16 protein-coding genes are annotated in these 16363 nt (G+C 66.2%); all 16 read right to left on the minus strand.

Annotated elements, in window-relative coordinates; all coding sequences use genetic code 11:
• Positions 1-64 precede the first annotated feature (64 nt).
• The 16 genes from fliQ to BM175_RS05620 all read right to left on the minus strand — a co-directional run bounded on the left by fliQ (position 65) and on the right by BM175_RS05620 (position 16200).
• Entirely contained in the window at positions 65-331 is a 267-nt protein-coding gene (gene fliQ, locus BM175_RS05540) for a flagellar biosynthesis protein FliQ (protein WP_090960449.1), read from the minus strand.
• Position 332: 1 nt separating this feature from the next.
• Positions 333-752, minus strand: coding sequence for a flagellar hook assembly protein FlgD (gene flgD / locus BM175_RS05545; RefSeq protein ID WP_090960452.1), 420 nt, complete (start codon positions 750-752; stop codon positions 333-335).
• A 2-nt stretch (positions 753-754) separates the two neighbouring features.
• Positions 755-1207 carry a flagellar biosynthesis repressor FlbT gene (flbT, locus tag BM175_RS05550; RefSeq protein ID WP_090960455.1) on the minus strand — a complete coding sequence of 151 codons (453 nt, stop codon included), beginning with the start codon at positions 1205-1207 and terminating at the stop codon, positions 755-757.
• A gap of 2 nt (positions 1208-1209) precedes the next feature.
• Positions 1210-1560 (minus strand): flagellar biosynthesis regulator FlaF, encoded by a 351-nt coding sequence (flaF, locus tag BM175_RS05555; RefSeq protein ID WP_090960458.1) that lies wholly within the window; start codon positions 1558-1560, stop codon positions 1210-1212.
• Between the two features lie 62 nt (positions 1561-1622).
• Complete coding sequence (locus BM175_RS05560) at positions 1623-2699, minus strand: flagellar hook-associated family protein (RefSeq protein WP_090960461.1); 1077 nt, start codon at positions 2697-2699, stop codon at positions 1623-1625.
• A 15-nt stretch (positions 2700-2714) separates the two neighbouring features.
• Complete coding sequence (gene flgK / locus BM175_RS05565) at positions 2715-4508, minus strand: flagellar hook-associated protein FlgK (RefSeq protein WP_090960463.1); 1794 nt, start codon at positions 4506-4508, stop codon at positions 2715-2717.
• A gap of 98 nt (positions 4509-4606) precedes the next feature.
• Complete coding sequence (locus BM175_RS05570; RefSeq protein WP_090960465.1) at positions 4607-5923, minus strand: flagellar hook protein FlgE; 1317 nt, start codon at positions 5921-5923, stop codon at positions 4607-4609.
• A gap of 180 nt (positions 5924-6103) precedes the next feature.
• Positions 6104-6775, minus strand: coding sequence for a response regulator transcription factor (locus BM175_RS05575; protein WP_090960468.1), 672 nt, complete (start codon positions 6773-6775; stop codon positions 6104-6106).
• A gap of 314 nt (positions 6776-7089) precedes the next feature.
• On the minus strand, positions 7090-8514 hold the full coding sequence (locus BM175_RS05580; RefSeq protein ID WP_090960471.1) for a flagellar hook-length control protein FliK: 1425 nt from the start codon (positions 8512-8514) through the stop codon (positions 7090-7092).
• Positions 8515-8517: 3 nt separating this feature from the next.
• A complete protein-coding gene (locus tag BM175_RS05585; protein ID WP_090960474.1) occupies positions 8518-9846 on the minus strand; it encodes a hypothetical protein in 1329 nt (442 codons plus the stop codon).
• Positions 9843-10967 (minus strand): flagellar motor protein MotB, encoded by a 1125-nt coding sequence (locus tag BM175_RS05590; RefSeq protein WP_090960477.1) that lies wholly within the window; start codon positions 10965-10967, stop codon positions 9843-9845. Before BM175_RS05590 ends, BM175_RS05585 begins: the two co-directional genes overlap by 4 nt.
• Positions 10964-11833 (minus strand): hypothetical protein, encoded by an 870-nt coding sequence (locus tag BM175_RS22330; protein ID WP_139224567.1) that lies wholly within the window; start codon positions 11831-11833, stop codon positions 10964-10966. The genes BM175_RS05590 and BM175_RS22330 overlap by 4 nt, the downstream gene beginning before the upstream one ends.
• 3 nt (positions 11834-11836) lie before the next feature.
• The gene (gene fliF / locus BM175_RS05605; RefSeq protein ID WP_175526771.1) at positions 11837-13543 is read right to left on the minus strand and encodes a flagellar basal-body MS-ring/collar protein FliF; all 1707 of its coding nucleotides are present in this window, start codon (positions 13541-13543) and stop codon (positions 11837-11839) included.
• Positions 13544-13752: 209 nt separating this feature from the next.
• On the minus strand, positions 13753-14823 hold the full coding sequence (locus BM175_RS05610) for a flagellin (RefSeq protein WP_139224568.1): 1071 nt from the start codon (positions 14821-14823) through the stop codon (positions 13753-13755).
• A 64-nt stretch (positions 14824-14887) separates the two neighbouring features.
• The gene (fliP, locus tag BM175_RS05615) at positions 14888-15667 is read right to left on the minus strand and encodes a flagellar type III secretion system pore protein FliP (RefSeq protein ID WP_090960489.1); all 780 of its coding nucleotides are present in this window, start codon (positions 15665-15667) and stop codon (positions 14888-14890) included.
• Positions 15664-16200, minus strand: coding sequence for a flagellar basal body-associated FliL family protein (locus BM175_RS05620; protein ID WP_139224569.1), 537 nt, complete (start codon positions 16198-16200; stop codon positions 15664-15666). The genes fliP and BM175_RS05620 overlap by 4 nt, the downstream gene beginning before the upstream one ends.
• Positions 16201-16363: the final 163 nt, after the last annotated feature.

The following is a 16363-nucleotide window of genomic DNA, read 5'->3' on the forward strand; positions in this document are numbered from 1 at the left end:
GAAACGAAAAGGCCCGAACCGCGCGCGGTCCGGGCCTTCTCTATGCTTTACGCAACTGAGGTCGTCAGAACCCGTGCTCGATCCGCGAGAAGGTTTCCTGCGTGAAGGCGTAGACCTGCGCGCCCGTGAAGGAAGCCGTGAAGGCGATGATGACGAAGATCGCAAGGATCTTCGGCACGAAGGTCAGCGTGACCTCCTGGATTTGCGTCAGCGCCTGGAACAGTGCGATCACGATGCCGACCAGCATGGCGCCGCCGACGGCGGGCCCGCAGGCGGCGACCACGGTCCAGATCGCGGACTGGACGATGTCGATGGCGTCGGCCTCGTTCATGCTACTCGACCTTGATGCCGGCTTCGAGGAGCACGAGCTTGCCGTCGGCGAGCGTGGCGACTGCGCCATCGCTGGCGACCTGGATCGACTTCACGACGCCGCTGACCGACCCGTCGCCGGTGGTGACGGTGCGCCCGATCAGGTTGTTCGCCTGCGTCAGCGTCGAGAGCGTCGTCATCGCCTCGAGCTTCTGGTTGAGCTTGATCGACTGCTCGACGTTCGAGAACGAGGCGAGCTGGCTCATCTGCTGGGTCGGATCGGTCGGGTTCGTCGGATCCTGGTTCTTCATCTGGGCGACGAGAAGCTTCAGGAAGGCGTCGTAGTCGAGCCCGGTCTTCATCTCGCTTGAGACGCTGCCGGAGGACTTCGTCGCTGCGGCCGAGGTCGCGGCGTTCGTAGAGACGTTGGAGACGGTGGACATGACTATCGGGCTCCCATGGCGACGACCGGACGGGCGATCGGCTTGATCTCTGGCATCACGACGCCTTCACCCTGCATGACGAGGTCCTCTAGCGGCAGCAGCGAGCGGAGCCGCTTCAGTCCTTCGAAGTTGCGCTCGCGGTGGACGAGATCGACGACATCCTGGATGCCCGAGCGGATCTCGGCGGACGAGAAGGCGGCAAGCAGCGAGGGATAGGTGCGGTCGAAGAGCGCCCGCGCCTCGGCGGCGCCGGCCGGGTCAATCAGCATCAGCTGAATGACGAAGTAGAGCTGGCGAAGGGGCGTCGTCGCGTCGTCGGCCTGCATGACGTGGCTTTCCAGCAGGAACGTCACGTCGTTCATGAATTCCAGATGCGTCTTGCGATCGACGCGCATCACCGCGCCGTTGACGAAGATCCGTTCTCCGGCACGCAGCGTGATCCGAAGTGTGGACATCGTTACTCTCCGAGACCGTCGCGGATCATCGCGGTGATCTCGATCATCGCGGAGAAGTCGTCGCTGCGTCCAAGACGGATGGCCTCGGCCTCGCGCATGATCCAGAGACCGATCGAGATCAGCGCGGCGCGGAGTTCCTCCGGAAGCGCGTTCTCGGGGTTGGCAAGATCCTCGACGAGCACGCTCCAGAGGCTGCGCGTCAGGTAGATCGCCTCGACGGCTTCGCGCGACTTCGGGCCGGCGGCCTGAGCGCGCTGAAGGGCGGCCACGGTACGGTCAAGCGCCTCACGCTCGCGGTCGCGAGCCGTCGCGGAACTCTCCGAACTGACTTCCGCATAGGAGAACTGGTACATGCTTCGTATCCCGTGAGGCTGGTTCGCGGCTGCCTGGCGATCATGCCGGCCGTTCGAAGGGGTCAGAGATAGTTCAGAAGGCTGAGGTTCTTCAGGCGCCCGGTCACCGTGAACGAAGCCTGCAATTGCGTCTCCAAGGCCGACACCCGGAGGCCCGCCTCGGCGGTATCGACACCTTCCAGACGGTCGATCGCATTCTGGACCAGCGCCTTCTGGGTGTTCAGCGCGGTGTTGGCGATCTCGACGCGGTTGAGGCGCCCGCCGATCTGCGTCTGCAGGGCTGTCAGGCCCTTCATGCCGTCGCCGACCCTCTCGTAGGCGGCCGAGGCGACTGCCGTGCGGGCATCGGCGCCCATCTTGTCGAGGCCGACGCTGCCGATCAGGGCATAGGCCGCCGTGATCTTGCGGATCGCGCTGTCGCTGGTGCTGAGCGACGACTCGATCGTCTCGGTCTTCGAGATGCGCGACACGACGGGCGTGTCGGACGCGGTCGACCAGTCGTTCCAGCTTGGCTGGGGCGGTGCGGTCGGGGGCAGGTTGTCGGCGAACATGTCGTCGAACCGGTAGATCTGGCCGCCGGTGGCAGTGAAACCGTCTTTCGAGAAGTACCGGGTGAGCTCGTCCTTCGTCACGGTCTCGGGCGTCTTGCCGGCGGCGGCCAGAAAGGCCTGGAACTGCGTCGCGACGACGTTGCTGGCGTCGGTCATCGGCAGCTGGTCGGTCTGCGCGCCGGCGAACAGGTACTGGCCCGTAATGTTGACGTTGAGCGAGCCGATCAGCGAGCCGAGAGCGCCCTTGGCCGCGATCATCGAACCCGCAACCGCATCGGCGTTCGCCCCGTTCGCCACCACCGTCATCAGGTTCGACGAGACGGATTCCGCCGAACTGCGCAGATCGTCGAGCGTGTCGTCCATCAGCTCGAGGCGGCTGGTGACGAGATTGTTCGACTCCAGCATCTTCACGATGCTGGTCTCCTGCGAATGGTACTGGACCGCATCCCCCGTCAGCCGACCGAGGGTCATGCCGATATCGGCGTGGCGCCCCGAACTCAACTCCGTCGTCGCGTCCTTCAGCTCGGACTGGAGACGCAGGATCGTCGCTCGGGTGGCGGCGTTGAAGGACAGCGAGGAAATGGTCATGACTTACGCGATCCGTCAGATAGATTGGAGAAGCTGGGCCAACATCTGGTCCACGGTAGAGATGATCTTGGCCGACGCCTGATAGGAGCGTTCGAGTTCGATCAGGCGGGTCAGCTCGACATCGAGATTGATGCCGGTCTCGCTGGACAGCGTCTCGTTGGTCTTGTTGACAAGCGTCGTCATCGACGTCGCGGAATTGCTGGCGGCAGTCCGCGACTGCTGCACCCAGCCGATCGAGGAAGCTGCGTAGCCGGCCAGCGTCGCCTTCGGATTGGCACCCGCGTCGCTGGAGAAGGAGCGGGCCGTATCCAGGGCCTTGCCGAGCGCCACGATGCGATCGCTGAAGCCGCCGAGCTTCGTCGGCGAGCCCGGGTTGTACTGGTAGTTCACGCCGTCGCGCACCAGCGTCGGATCGGCGCCAAGGCCGGCGGCAATCGTCAGGTTCGAGCTGAGGCCACGATAGACCGGCTCGGGATCAGGCGTGCCGGTCCCGGCGGTGACGCCGGCCGCCGTCATGTTGGCGGAAAGCCCGGAGATTGCGAATCCGATGCTATCGCCGACGCCGGTTGCCGACATCGACAGCGCGGTGCCCGTGCTGGTGACGGAGATGCGTCCGGCGCCGAGCGTCGCTCCCGTCGTGGTCTTGGCGCCCGCGACAAGCGACTGAAGGCGGCTGGCGAAGGCTGCCTCGCTGGCGAGATCCGCGGCGGTCAGCGTTCCGGAAGCCTGGTAGGTCGTGCCTTCGTAGGTGACCGTGAAGGACACGTCCTTGTCGGCCGCAAAGGCGCCAGGCGTCGTGAACGCGCCGACCGAAACGGGCCCGGTGGTCGTGGACATGTCGACGGTCGAGGTGAAGAGGCCGGTCTTGGCGACGCCCGTGCCCGACGGATCGAACTCGGAGAAGGCGGACACGAGGCCGCGGGCCAGTTCGTCGAGCTGCGCGCCATAGGTGTTGGCGATCTCGTCGCGGACTTCGGTCAGCCCGGCGATCTTGCCGGTCTTCACGGGCATGTACGACTTTTCGCCGGTCACGGCGACGCCGTCGATGTAGAAGCTGTTGCCCTCGGCGCCCGGCGCAAGGGAATTCGTCGACTGGTAGGAAACGCTACGCGCCGTGTTCTCGAGGAGCGTCACGCCGGAGTCGGTGTAGATCACCATGTCGTTGCTGCCGCGCAGCTGGACGCTGACGCCGACATACTGGGACAGCTGCGTGACGAGCCGATCGCGCTGGTCGGATTGGTCGGTGATGTCCTGGCCCTTGTTCGTGCCCTGCACGATCTGGCGGTTGACCGTTTCGAGTTCGGCCAGGATCTGCTGCATGTCGGCAGCCGCTACCACCAATCCGTCGTCCGCGTCGCGACGGATCGTGTCGACGGTCGCGGCATGGGTGCGGATGGTGGTGACGACGTCCTGAGCGGCCTGCACGGCGTTGCGGGCGAGATCGAAATTGCCCGGCGTGTTGGCCAGCGTCGAAAGCGCGTCGTTCAAGGCGGCGATGCGGGCCTGCGGCGACTCCTTGGCCGCGGTGTCGCCCAGGATTTCGTTGATCCGCGAGTAGGCGTCGGACTGAGTGACGGCGACCTGCAGCTTCGAGGTCGCGTCCAGCATGTTGCGGAAGAGGACCGAGTTGGAGGCCTGCGAGATCGAGGAAACGGTGACCCCACCGCCAGCGCCCGTCACCACGTTCGCGATCTTGCGGGTGGCACCCGCCGTGTTCACATTGGCGATGTTGCTCGAGACGATCTGCGTCTGAAGCTGCGACGCGGCCAGCGACGACTTGGCAGTGTTCAACGCGGCAGAGAGCGACATGGGAGCAATCCGGTAGGGTACGAAGGACGATCGGTCCGGCGGCGCGCCGCAGTCCTGCGACGCGCATTGCTGTCAGGAAAGGTTGGGAACCGGCGCCGTCAGCGCTTCAGGTTCACCAGCACGTCCATGATTTCCGAACCGGTCTGGAAGACCTTGGAGTTGGCGGTGTAGGACCGCTGGCTCTCGATCATGGTGGTGAGCTCAGAGGCCATGTCGACGGTGGAGTTCTCGAGCGCACCGGAGATCAGGTCGCCGAAGCCGTCAGATCCGCCGAAGCCCATCAGGACGCTGCCGGATTCGAGGCTCGGCGCAAAGGCGTTGCCGGACAGGACGGTCATGTTGTCGGGCGCGGCGACCTTGGCGAGCGGGATCTTGTATAGCTCGCGGGTGGCGCCGGACGTGAAGGTCGCGAGCACCGTGCCGTCCTTGCCGACGTTGACCTTATCGATCACCTCGGCGGGGTTGCCGTCGACCTTGGCTTCCAGCGGCTGGTTGTCGCCGGTGAACTGGGTCGTATTGCCGATGTCCAGATTGAAGGCCGCGACACCGCCGATGCTGGAGAGGTCGATGTCGAGGATTCCGGTCGCGGTGCCGTCGATCGACGCCAGCGAGTAGTTCTTCGTGGCGTCGAACGCGAGCGTCGCCGTCTTCAGCGGGCCGTCATCGTAGGGGAATGGGCGGTTGGTGCCGGTCTTGCTGGCACCGCGGCTGTCGAAGACCGTAACCTCCCACTCGTTATTGGCGTCGCTCGTCTTGGTATAATAAATGTCGAGCTTCACCGCCTCGCCGGAGTTGGTGTAGACCACCAGCGAGTTCGAGACCGTCTTCTTCGGGTCGGGCGTCTTGTCGGTGTTCGCAGATGGCAGATCGCCGGTCTGCTCCGTGAAGTCCTTGTTCAGCGGGATCGTGAGGATGCCCTTGGTGCTCGGGCTGGCGCTGAGGAGGCCGGCGTTGAGGTTCACGGGCTTGAGCCCGGCGAAGCCGTTGAGGACGAAGTCGGTGCCCGTCGCACCGACCGGGTAGCCCTTCAGCGCGTAGCCGGCGGCGTTGACCAGCGTGCCGTCCGGCTGCTGCATGAAGGAGCCGGCGCGCGTCAGGACGTTGCCGCCGTTGCCGTCGTCGACGACCAGGAAGCCCTGGCCGGAGATCGCAAGGTCGAGCTTCTTCGAATTGACGGAGTTGGCGGTGTAGCTGAGGCCGCCCTGCTCGCTGATCAGCGTGCGCACGTTGGCCTCCACCGCTCCCGAGTTGTACTGGCCCTTGCCGTTGGCCAGCATCTGCGAGGTGAACTCGGTGGTGGTCTGCTTGTAGCCGTTGGTGTTGGCGTTCGCGATGTTCTCCGACACCGCGCTGAGGCGCGTCGCCTGCGCGTTCATGCCGGAGACGCTCGTGCGCATTAGGCCGCCGATGCTCATACTGCCACCCTTATCCGTTACCTCAGATTGCATTCACACTAGTGGGAATGGCTTGCGCGAAGCTGCTGTCACATAGAATTTAAATAACATATCATTAACCATATCTTCATAAATCGAAGGGCCCGGCACTTTCGTGCCGGGCCCTCAAAGTCGTTCGTCTACTTTACGAAGCGAGTTGCTTCAGACGCCGATACCATAACCGAGGTAACGCTTCGACGAGACCGGATCATAACCCAGACGCATCTTGAGCTTCTTGCGCAGCTTGGAGATGTGGCTTTCGATGACGTTCTCCTCGACGTTCTCGTCGAAGATCCCGTAGATCGCACTGAACAGCTGCTGCTTCGAGACGCGGCGACCCTTGTTGGCGACCAGATACTCGAGGATGCGGCGCTCGCGGCGCGGCAGCACCATCGGCTGGCCGGCGACTTCGGCGTCGCGACCGTCGGCGAAGACGCAGATCTCGTCGACCGTGGTCTTGGCGCGGTCGATCGTCACCTCGCGGCGGCGGATGGCGCCGACACGGGCCAGGATCTCCTTGACGTGCACGGGCTTGGCGACGACGTCGTCGATGCCGGCCGCGAAGAGGTCGAGCGTGGAGGTCAGGGCCTTGGCTTCGGCCAGGGCGATCATCGGGGCGGTGGAGCGGCTGCGGACCAGACGGGTGAAGGCGCCGCGCTCGGGGAAGTCGCCGAGCAGGAAGGCTTCGACGGCCGACAGGTCGTTGTCGGACGCGGACTCGACCCAGTCGCGGAATTCGTCGACGCCGAAACCGGCGGAGGAGACCCCTTCCGTCCCGAAGAGGGACTTGTAGCCGTTCGTGACCAGCTCGCGATTGTCCACAACTACGATCATTTGTCCCCGCCGCGTGACTTGCGTTTCGTTAGGAAACAAATAACCAACCCACCGCGAATCGGGCCATCCCCAAAAATCACTATAGGGTTAATGGTTCGTAACAGTCAGCGTCGATTTACCATTTGTTGACAGACGCTTGTTCGAAACCATTCACATTCGAGATAAATCACGGACCGTTGATTTTCAATCTATCCGTGCAAGCTATCGCGAGCCTTGCAACCGTTTTGCGCTCGATCGGGTGTCGCAACCTCGGGTTACGAAAAGAGAAGGGATGCCGAAGACCTGATGGCCGACGGCATCCCCTGTCCGATTGCTCAGAGATAGGTCGATCCGGCCTGAGACTTGGCCGGAGAGCCGTCGTCGCGGCCCTGCTGGGTGGGACGGCGTCGGCTCGCCTGCTCGTCCGATCCGCTGGACTGGCCGCGGGCGTCGGAGCGCCCCTCCCCCGCCGGACGACCGCCCTGGTCGTTCGGCTGCGAATTCGTTCCGCTGGCGTCCGCGGTGCGCAACTGCCCGTTGTCCCGCGTGATAACCGAGATCGCAGCGTCGTCGAGCGAGAAGCCGGCATGCTCGAGAAGCTTGCGCAGGGACGCTTGATCGTCGAGCAGCATCGAGGCCGTGTCGCTGCGGCTGGCGGCAAGTTCCAGCGTCAGCCGTCCCTCGTTCAGCCGCATCGACACGTCGACCGTGCCGAGATGCTCGGGATGCAGCTGGATCGTGAGTGTCTTCAGGGCGCCGCCGCCCGCGCGCATCCGCAGGTGCGCATCGCTGCTGGCGGGGGCGGACTGGGTGGAAGCCTGGGCAGGGTCGCCCAACGCTTCCATGATCGGGCCGGCGACCTGTCCGGCCAGGTTGTAGGGGGAGGATGAGGGCATCGCCGTCGTGGCGGAGACGGTGCCTGCCGCAGCGTCCGCGCTGCGCGCGGCATTGCGACGGGCGGCGAGTTCGCCGAGTGCCGACTGCGCTGCCGCCGACCCGTCGCGCCCGGTTTCACGACCCGAACTTTCGGAGGCGTTGCGTCCGAGCCGGGAGATCGCCTCGTCGAAGCGCATCGGCACGGCGGCTCCGTCGTCCGCTTCGGCCTGAGGACCGTTGGCCGCTGCCGATTTTGCCTCGCCCGTTCGTCCCTTCGCGATGTCCGCGAGCGCTGCCGTCACGCTGGCATTGCCGGCACCCCCGGCCTTCGCCTCGGCAGCGGATGCCGCGTCCGGCTTCGCGACCGCGCGGCCCTCGACCAGCACCATTCCGTCCTGATGCGGCTCGAAATGCGTCTCCATCCGGAGGACGTCGAGCTTCACCGCCGCCTTGTCCTTCGCGGCGGCCTCTTCGGAGACCGCGACCTTCAGCCCGGCCGCATCGGGTATTTCGGGAGCCTCGCGCCCGGCCTTGCCCTGTTCTGCGGTCGCATCCTTGCCGCCGGCAGGCGCCTTCGCGCCCACGAGCGCTCCGAGTAGCGCCTGGAGCGGATCGGCCTTGCCCTTGGTCTCGTCCTTCCCTTCGGTCTCGAGAGCATCCTGCTGGTCGGTTGCGACCGTATCGCCTGCCCCCTCCTCGCTCGGCTTCGCCGTCTCGGCGTCCGCCCGCGATGCTTGGTCGTTGGCGTTGGCGGAACGCTTGCCTTCGGCATCGCGCACCGCCTTCCCGAACGCATCGCCCATCACGCCGCGGTCGAGATCCGAATGAGCGGAGGCGCGCGCGGGCTCCTTGTCGACCGGCGCGAGGGAAAGATCGATCTTCATGGCTCAGGGCTTCTTCATTTCATGGGACGCGGCGTCGAGCGCCGCCTTGGCTCGCGCGAGCACGGCTGACGTCTCCGGCTCGACCGGACCGGGATTGCTGACCTCGGTCATCAGGGCAGGCCTGGCCATCGAGTCCAGCACCGAATAGGCGGCATCGAGGATCTTCTGGTCCTCGATATGCAGGAGGTTCCGGTCGATCCCGTCGAGGGCCTTCCGGGACGCGTCCTGGCTGTCCGTTCCAAGCGAGGAGGCTGTCCGGTAGAGGGTGGCGCGCGAGGCGTCGCCGGGTTCGAGTCCGCCGAGAACGATGGCACGCTCGGCCACCTGCGAAGCGAAAGGCAGGCTGCCGGCGACCAGCGAGCGTCGCGCGGCGGCCAGATACAGGCGCTGCTGCCGATCATCCGGCAATCCGGCGACGACGGCATCCATCGAGATCAGGGCTCCCTGCGCGTCCGGCACGGCGCGACCCACGACCAGCGCGACATAGCGCGTCTCGAAGTTCGCGGCGTAGCTGGAGTCGTGATAGGTATCGAAATAGCGTCGGGCCATCCGATCCGCATCGTCATGAGAGCCCGCGGCATCCGCCAACGGTGCGCCGAGGCGCAGCGCGGCCTCCTCGATCAACGTGCCGGGCGCCAGCAGGCGTGCATTCGCCAGATCCTCGATCGCCTGGTCGGGATGGTCGATCTGGTGAATCTGCCCGAGGGCGAGGCTCACCTGCGCTGCAAGGACCGGCTCGAGGTCGTCGATCGTCACGGACTCGAGCTTCTTGGCGGCCGTCGGCAGATCGTTGCGGACATAGGCGAGCGCCCCCTCGAAGAGCGCCCTTTCCGACTCCGGCAGGCGACCCTGGTCGAGAAGCGTTGAGATCACGTCGGGCGTCCCGCCGCTGAACGTGAAGAGGACGACAGCCCGCGTGTTGCGTGGGTCGTTCCAGACCTCGGGGGCCGCTTCGATGAACGTGCGGGCGAAGCGGCGCAGGAGCAGCGCCTGCACCCGGATGGCGCGCACGTTCCCGCGCGCGACCTGATCCTGCAGGAACTGCACCGAACGCATGACGTCGAACGGCATCGGCGTCCGGCTTTCCGTCCAATGCGTGTCATGTCCCTCGGCAAGGGCCGCCGGGGTCTCCGGCGCATGCTCTGCGGCCGGCGCCCCGTCATCCGGTGCGTCCGCGCCGTGTGCTTCCGGCGCCGGCGGCGCGACCGCCTCGGACGACGGCTCCACCTGGCCTGCCGCATCGGGCGCCGCCGGTGCTTCCATGGCGCGCGCGGGCAGCATGGACGCACCGATCAGCAACGAGCCGAGCAGGAGCCGCAGAGAGTTCTTCACGCCTTGGGTTCTTTCAAGAGGATCTCGATGCGCCGGTTGCTGGCGGCCTCGGGATCGGAAGCATTGCTCGGCTGACGGTCGGCGACGCCTTCGATCGCCTCCACCCGCTTGTCGTCGAGGCCACCGCGGCGAAGCATGTAGTAGGCCATGTGGGCGCGGTCGGTGGACAGGCGCCAGTTGTCGATCTGGCCGTTGCCCGAATAGGGCCGTGCGTCCGTATGGCCGCGGATGACGATGTCGCCCGGACGGTCCTTGAGGATCGCCGCGATCTTTTCCATCAGCCGGATCGCGTCGGCCGTGGGCCGGGCCGAACCGATCTGGAACATGCCGGTGTCGAGCGTGTCGGCGAGCGAGATCGTGACCGTGCCCGATCCCGCATCGCCGCTCTTCACCTGGACGTCGGCGACTTCCGTTCCCGGCACGCTGGCGTCGATCTCCTTCTGCAACTCGGCCGCATCGCTCTGCTCGGGCGTTGCCGGCGCGGCGGGTGCGGCAGCAACCTCGACCGGCGGCGGCGCGGGCTTCGGCGGCTCGACGGCGACCGTCGCGAAATCGTCGGCAGTCACCTCGACCTCCTTGCCGGCGACCGCGTTCGGCGTCAGCTGCCAGGACGTCGGATCGAACGGGTCGCGATAGGCGTCGCCCCCATTGAGGCCCGGAAGCCCGGTGCCGTCGGGCTTGCCGATCGCCTTTCCGGTGTCGCCCATCGCCTCGTTCTCGGCGACGATCTCGGCCAGCACCGCATACGGATCGCGGAAGATCGCCTGATCCTCGCCGCCCTTGGCGTCGCCGCCGACGGGCTTGCCGCCGGGGGTGCCGGGCGTCTTGCTGTCCTCCGCGGCGGGACCGGGCGTCTGCGCCGGGGCCGACGGGTCGCGCGCGACACCGTCCGTCGGCGGCAGCGGGTCGTTCAGCTCGATCGGGTTGAAGTACTGGGCGATCTGGCTCTTCGTCGCGTCGTCCGACACGCTGGTCAGCCACATCACGAGGAAGAAGGCCATCATCGCCGTCATGAAGTCGGCGAAGGCGATCTTCCAGGCGCCACCATGGTGCCCGTCCTCGCCCTCGCCGCTGCGACGGACGATGATGATCTCGTGCCGCTCGGTATCGAGTGCACTCACGAAAGCGCCTCCTCGACGGCCTTCAGCCACGCGGCGAGACGGGTCTCGATCACGGTCTGATTGGCGTCGATGCGAACGTCGGCATAGGTCTCGTCAGGATCGAAGGAGACATGGCGGGCGTGATCGCCGAGCTTGTCCTCCAGCGAATGCAGGAGATCGCTCGGGCCGGATGCCGCGATCTTCACCGTGGTGCCGTCGAAGGCGATGGTCTTCACCGCGCCCGCCAGCTCGTCCACCGTCATGCGCTTTCGCGCGTCGAGCACGAGGGGTCGCAGGAGCGAGCTCAGCGTCGTCTTCAACGCATCCTCGAACACCGCCATCTGCAGGATGACGAGATCGGCGAGCCGGTCGCCTTCGGTCTCGACCCACTGCCGGCGCGCCTCGGCGAGCACCCCCTCGTGGTCGGCTGCCAGCGTCTGGCGAAGGGCCTCGATGCGTTCGGCGGACGCGCGCTCCAGATCCTGGCGCACCGCCTCGCCAGCTTCGGCGGCACCGTCCTGGTGGGCCTGGGCCAACGCGATCTCATGAGCTCGCAGAAGCGTTTCACGCTCTCTTGCCCAGGCCCGGCGCTCGGCCTCGACCTCACGCAGCGAGATGCGCGGCTCGGCCGCGGGCCGCGGCTGGACGGGCGCGACGCCAGCTGCCTGCAGGGCCTTGGGCGGCATCGCCGTCGGGCGCATGGCGGGCATGGGAGCGGCAGGCTTGGCCGCCGCGCGCGCCGCCGGCGCGGCCTGCGAGGAGACCCGCGGCAGGCCAGCCTCGAAGGCGCGGGGAGCGGCGACCGGAGGCCGGCGCGGCGCCTGGGCCCGCAGCGGCACGAACTCGTCTTCGTTTTCGTCCGACAGGAATTGCGCGAGAGGGATCATGGCTTAGGCCGCCTCTTTCTGGTGAATCCACTGCTTGAGGATGGCCGCCGCTTGGGCTTCGTCGAAATCGACGAGCTTCTCGAGGCGGACCTTCGGCGAGTTGGCACGGTTGCGGGTGAGTTCGTCGAACAGGTCGTCGTTGGCGGGCGGCTCGCCGTAGCCCAGCGAGGCCACGAGGTCGGCGCCGAAGCCGGGAGGCGTGTTGAGCGGGCCGAGATCGCTGTCGAGCATCGGGTTCTGCAGTTCGATCGGCCCGTCGCCGGTCAGCATGGCGTCGTCGACGTTGTCGTTGGCGGCCGGGGCCGAGATCGCGCGGATCGCGGGCTTCAGACCGAACCAGATGACGAGCACGGCGACCACGAGGATGGTGAGCGCGTTGACCATCGTGCCGGACTGCTTCAGCAGCATCTCGCCATAGCCGAGCGAGGGCACGGGCTGGAGGTCCTGGCCGTTGGAGACGAAGTCGACGGCGGTCACTTCGAGCTGGTCGCCGCGGCTGTCGGTGATCCCGGCCGCCGAGGCGACGAGGGTCTTCACCTCGGCGAGCGCGGCGTCGATCTGCTCCTGCGTCGGGTTCTCGCCGAGCGTGGCGGCGAGCCGGGCACGGTTGACGACGACGGCGATCGACAGGCGGCGCACGTCGTAGCCGTCGGAGACGGTCTGCGTGGTGGTCTCGTTGATCTCGTAGTTGGTCAGCTCCTCGCGGCGCTCCTTGGCCTCCGACGAGGACGTGCCGTTGGCGGCGGGCTGAGGCGCGGCCTGGGGCACGTTCTGCGCGGCGGTCGCCGCATTGGCGTCGGCCGCCTGGTCGGTCGACTGGCCGGTCTCGCGCACCGTGCGCGTCGAGCGCTCGACGCGGCCGTCCGGATCGAACTTGCGCGAGGAGATCTGGCGCCGGTCGGTATCGAGGCGGGCGATAACGCTGGACTGGAAGTTGCCAACGCCAAGATACGGGGCGAGCGTGCGGCGGATCGAGTCCTGGATCGAGGAGGAGACGATACCCTCCATGCCGAGTTGCTTGGTCGAGGTGGCGTTGGAGGCGTCGTCACCGGAGGCAAGCAGCGTGCCGTCGGTGTTCAGCACCGTCACCTGATCGACCTGCATGCCGGGAATGGCGGAGGACACGAGGTGGCGGATCGCCTGCGCGTTGGCAAAGTCCTCGGTGTTGTCGGTGCGGATCACGACGCTGGCCGACGGCTTCTGGCTCTCGCGGCGGAACGAGCCCGGCTCGGGCAGGACGATGTGGACGCGCGCAGCGCGCACGTCCTTCAAGGTCTGGATCGTGCGGGCGAGTTCGCCCTCAAGAGCGCGGACGCGCGTTACCTCCTGCATGAAGGTGGTGAGGCCCATCGAGCCCATCGAGTCGAAGAGCTCGTATCCCGCGTTCTCCGACCGCGGCAGGCCCTTTTCGGCGAGCAGCATGCGGGCGTTCGCGGTCTGCGAGAAGTTGGTCATCACCGTGTCGCCGGCCGCATTCACGTCGAACGGAATGCCCGCCTCGGTGAGCGCAGCGCCGATGCGCGTGACGTCCTGCCGGTCGAGACCGGAATAGAGCGACTCCATCGTCGGCTTTGACAGGTAGAAGGCGGCGAGGCTGACAAGCGCGATGGCGACGACGCCGATCAACGCCAGCGCACCCAGCTTGCGGCCGCCCAGCGCCTGAAGGTTGGACAGGAGTTTTTGGGCCTCGGCCCGAGCGACCATCGCCATGCGTTCGCCTGCGGAATGCGGGAAGTGATGGCGTCACTCTGGGGGCACAAGCTTGCGCGGACGTGATGACCTTACCGAATGATGAAGGATGGAGGACCTGAGGTCCGATCCGGAATCGAAAACCCTCCGGCACGGGGAGCGCCGGAGGGTCGCTTTGCTAAGCCGTCGGCAAGTGGCGCGACGGGGAGACGCGATGCGTCGCCTAAGGCTTAGCGGAAGAGCATGAGAATGTTCTGGGCCGAGTTGTTGCTCATCGAGATGGCCTGGTAGGCGAGCTGCTGGCGAACTTGAAGCGCCTGCATCTTGGCGGTTTCACGCTCGAGATCGGCGTCCACCAGACCACCGAGGGCGTTGTTGCGGACGTCGGCCATCCGGTCGTTGAAGCTCATCGCGCTGTCGAGCCCCTTCGACACGGCACCAAGCTTGGTCGCGATGGCTGCAATCTCACTTTGCGCCGTCGCAGCGTCCGTCGACGTGAAAGCCGCCAAGCTGGCTGCATCAGTGACGGCCATCAGTTCGGTCATGCCGGCGCCAGCGGTCGGAAGACCAGCAGTGTAGGCGACGGTTCCGACAAGCGCCCCGTCCGAAACGCCGGTCGCAACGGAAAGGTTGTTTGGTGCGCCCGCAGCGCCGAGAAGGTTCTTGCCGTTGACCGTCGAACTGCCCATCAAGGCGGTGATCTGGGTCTGGAAGGCAACGACCTGATTGACTTGGCTTGTCGTTGCCGTGCCGCCAGCTGCTGCGACAGAAGCGGTGATCTTGGCGACCTCATCAACCAGCGCGCTGATCTCGTCGAGTGCGGCGGAGGCGGCATCGACCTGGGCCTTGGCGGTGCTGAGGTTCGACTTGACCGACTCGGAGGCCGAGATGTCGGAGCGGATCTTCGTGGCGGTCGCCCAGATCCCGGCATCATCCTTCGCCGAGCCGACGCGCAGGCCCGTCGCGATGCGGTTCTGGGTGGTCGTGAGATCGGCGTTCACGCGGCGCAGAGCGGCCATGGCGACACCGTTGTTCGTCGTGCTGATAGCAACCATTGTCTTTTCCCCGTTTATCTTGAAGCTTGTCTTTGAGCCGTTGCTCTCTGCTTCGAAGACAAAACTACCGGGGAACTCGGAATACCTGCTGTATTGGATCGCTAAAATTGAATCGTATCTGGAGTTTGGACTTGTCGGCGTGAAGTATAGATGACAATCGACTTCCGCTGCAGCGCGGGTTCGATTCAAATTGAAGGCGTTTCCGGCTAAGTCACTGAAATGGCGTCGCACTTCCCACGAGCCCAACGCAGAAGGCCCCCGGACCGGTGGGTCCGAGAGCCTTCGAGACAGGCGATGCGTGCGGGTCTCGCTACATGAAGGAGCGCACGAGGCTGCCTGTCAGCATGTTCCAGCCGTCGATCAGGACGAAGAACAGGATCTTGAAGGGCATCGAAATGATCGTCGGGGGCAGCATCATCATGCCCATCGACATGGTCAGCGTCGCGACGATGAGGTCGATCACGAGGAACGGCAGGACGATCAGGAAGCCGATCTCGAAGCCGCGACGCAGTTCCGAGATCATGAAGGCCGGGACGAGGATGCGGAAGTCGACGACCTGCCCCTCGCCCGAACCCTGCTCCATCACCGGCAGACGATCGCGGATCGAGGCCTCGTTGATGTTGTTGAAGAGGGCGAGGTCTTCCTCGCGCACCTGATCCAGCATGAACTCGCGGAAGGGCTCGGCGATGCGCGGCAGCGCCTCTTCTTCCGTGATCTGCCCCTTCATCAGCGGCTGCAGGCCGTCGCGCCAGGACTGGTCGAAGGTCGGCATCATCACGAAGAAGGTGATGAAGAGTGACAGCGAGATGAGGATCAGGTTGGCCGGCGTCGTCTGGAGGCCGAGGCCGGTGCGCAGGATCGAGAGCGCGATCACGACGCGGGTGAAGGCCGTGACCATCACGAGGAGGCCCGGCGCCACCGACAGGACGGTGACGATGCCGAACAGCTGGACGATCCGGCCGGAGACGGCGGTGTCGCCTGCGGGGATCAGCGAGGCGAGCCCGCTTGCCGCTTCCGCGACCGCATCCTGCGCCAGGGCCGGCGCGGCGCTGGCGACGAGGAGCGCAAGGAGGAGGAGGAGCCGCTTCACTTGACGATCAACGAGCGGACGACGACGTCCTTGACGGCGGTCGAGCGCAGTTTCGCGCGCTCGAGGAGGTCTTCCTTCAGGTGAAGAAGGCCGCGCGCCCCCTCGATCTGGGCAAGTTCCAGCGTGCGCAGGAAGACCAGTGTGTCGGCCTGGATCTGGGAGGCCAGCACCGTCTGGTCGACGCTCTCGTCCTCCGACAGCGATAGGAGCAGCCCGGCTTCGAGCCGGACCTGCGTGCCCGGCGGCGAGGCGAGATCGGTGAGGATCGGCTCGAGCGGCTGGATCACTTCCTTGGTGCCGGCCGGGACCGCGGCGAGCGACGGAGCGGCGGCCGCGGCCGCCGGGGCCTCGACCGGGGGCGCCGCGACCACCGGCGGGTCCTTCTTGAGGAGGAAGCCAAGGGCCCCGCCTCCCGCCAGCGCGATCACCGTCAGGCCGAGGAGGGCGCCGATCGTCTGCGCCTTATTGCTCTTCTTGGGCGGTGCAAAGCCGTCCGGCATCATGCCTAGGGCTTCAGGGCTGAGCTCGGTCATTCGGCGCTCCGGCGGCATGGAATGGGGCAGCCGGGCGCGGTGTGGGCGGGATCGTCCCGCCGGGCACCGCCGCCCGGCAAGGAAGTGTTAAGGAATTGCCCTGTCGCGAGCCTTGCCGCGCGCATCAGAACGACGAACGCCCACGGCGGCAACGCGGCTGCGG

This window comes from Aureimonas phyllosphaerae, from assembly GCF_900113065.1.
Lineage (GTDB): Bacteria > Pseudomonadota > Alphaproteobacteria > Rhizobiales > Rhizobiaceae > Aureimonas > Aureimonas phyllosphaerae.

Coding starts and splice junctions, on each gene's coding strand:
- BM175_RS05575 (WP_090960468.1), bottom strand. CDS start 6,775: ATGATCGTAGTTGTGGACAATCGCGAGCTGGTCACGAACGGCTACAAG.
- flbT (WP_090960455.1), bottom strand. CDS start 1,207: ATGTCCACACTTCGGATCACGCTGCGTGCCGGAGAACGGATCTTCGTC.
- BM175_RS05560 (WP_090960461.1), bottom strand. CDS start 2,699: ATGACCATTTCCTCGCTGTCCTTCAACGCCGCCACCCGAGCGACGATC.
- BM175_RS05570 (WP_090960465.1), bottom strand. CDS start 5,923: ATGAGCATCGGCGGCCTAATGCGCACGAGCGTCTCCGGCATGAACGCG.
- BM175_RS05580 (WP_090960471.1), bottom strand. CDS start 8,514: ATGAAGATCGATCTTTCCCTCGCGCCGGTCGACAAGGAGCCCGCGCGC.
- flaF (WP_090960458.1), bottom strand. CDS start 1,560: ATGTACCAGTTCTCCTATGCGGAAGTCAGTTCGGAGAGTTCCGCGACG.
- fliF (WP_175526771.1), bottom strand. CDS start 13,543: ATGGCGATGGTCGCTCGGGCCGAGGCCCAAAAACTCCTGTCCAACCTT.
- BM175_RS05620 (WP_139224569.1), bottom strand. CDS start 16,200: ATGACCGAGCTCAGCCCTGAAGCCCTAGGCATGATGCCGGACGGCTTT.
- flgD (WP_090960452.1), bottom strand. CDS start 752: ATGTCCACCGTCTCCAACGTCTCTACGAACGCCGCGACCTCGGCCGCA.
- flgK (WP_090960463.1), bottom strand. CDS start 4,508: ATGTCGCTCTCTGCCGCGTTGAACACTGCCAAGTCGTCGCTGGCCGCG.
- fliQ (WP_090960449.1), bottom strand. CDS start 331: ATGAACGAGGCCGACGCCATCGACATCGTCCAGTCCGCGATCTGGACC.
- BM175_RS22330 (WP_139224567.1), bottom strand. CDS start 11,833: ATGATCCCTCTCGCGCAATTCCTGTCGGACGAAAACGAAGACGAGTTC.